The 1,172-nt window shown below is 36.8% G+C and carries 1 protein-coding gene and 1 pseudogene; both read left to right on the plus strand.

Translation table 11 applies throughout. The features are described 5' to 3' along the window. The first annotated feature begins 23 nt into the window (after positions 1-23). Positions 24-980, plus strand: coding sequence for a DNA cytosine methyltransferase (locus ACPC57_RS11510; protein WP_434067001.1), 957 nt, complete (start codon positions 24-26; stop codon positions 978-980). A 10-nt stretch (positions 981-990) separates the two neighbouring features. Continuing rightward, positions 991-1,172 (plus strand): annotated as a pseudogene (locus tag ACPC57_RS11515) (DNA (cytosine-5-)-methyltransferase); the annotation flags it as partial.

Genomic DNA, 1,172 nt, shown 5'->3' on the forward strand with positions numbered 1-1,172 from the left:
GTTGATTGAGTTGGAGGAAAAAAATGATTAAAGTATTTGAAGCATTTAGTGGAATTGGAACACAACGCATGGCGCTTAGAAATTTAGGTATAGAGCATGAAGTAGTGGCAATTGCAGAAATAGATAAATATGCTTTGGCAAGTTACGAGGCAATTCATGGAGACTGTCCAAACTTGGGAGATATTTCAAAAATTGATCCAAATGATATTCCTGACCACGATTTGTTTACTTATAGTTTTCCTTGCCAAGATATATCAGTTGCAGGAAAACAAAAAGGTTTAGACATGGATAGTGGTACACGCTCGGGGTTACTTTGGGAATGTCAAAAAGTAATCGCTGCTAAGAAACCTAAGTATTTACTAATGGAGAATGTTAAAAACTTGGTAGGCAAGAAACATAAACATAACTTTGACAAGTGGTTAGAGTGGTTAGAACAACAAGGGTACTCAAACTATTGGCAGGTTCTGAATGCAAAAGACTATGGCATTCCACAAAATAGGGAGCGTGTATTTTGTGTCAGCATTTTAGGCGAACATGATCCTTACATCTTCCCTGGAAAACGAGAGTTAACTCTCAGACTGAAAGATGTTTTAGAGGGCGAAGTAGATGAGAGGTATTATTTAGATGATAAAAAAATAGAACAATTAGTTAGTAGATTTGACTTAAAAGACGAATCGTTTCTACTAGGCGGAGAACAAAAGAATCAATCTATTAAAAAAGACGGTATATCAACTACCTTGACATCATCAATGGGAACAGGTGGAGGATATATACCCATGGTAAATCGAATAGGTGGCATCTTTGACAAAGACGGTAAAACTCATCAAGCAGGGGCAATATGGGATAAGGATGGATTAGCTCCTACTTTAGATACTATGCAAGGCGGTTGGAGACAACCAAGTGTTGTGGTTGACAATACAGAAGGAATACCAATTAAAAATGCAATTAAAAGTGAAGTCAGTAGGGAATACAAATCCTAGTGGTAGAGGCATGAATGGAAATGTTTTTGACTCGGACTATTTATGTCCAACGCTAACTACTAATAAAGGTGAGGGGATTAAAGTCTTAATTAAAAATGCAACTAAAAAAGGCTATCTAATAGCCGAAGATGGAGACGGTATAGACTTAGCATATCCAGACAGTAAAACGAGAAGAGGAAGAGTACAAAAAAA

It is taken from the genome of Streptococcus sp. VTCC 12886, from assembly GCF_049893425.1.
Classification (GTDB): Bacteria; Bacillota; Bacilli; order Lactobacillales; family Streptococcaceae; genus Streptococcus; species Streptococcus suis_AA.

Coding starts and splice junctions, on each gene's coding strand:
- ACPC57_RS11510 (WP_434067001.1), top strand. CDS start 24: ATGATTAAAGTATTTGAAGCATTTAGTGGAATTGGAACACAACGCATG.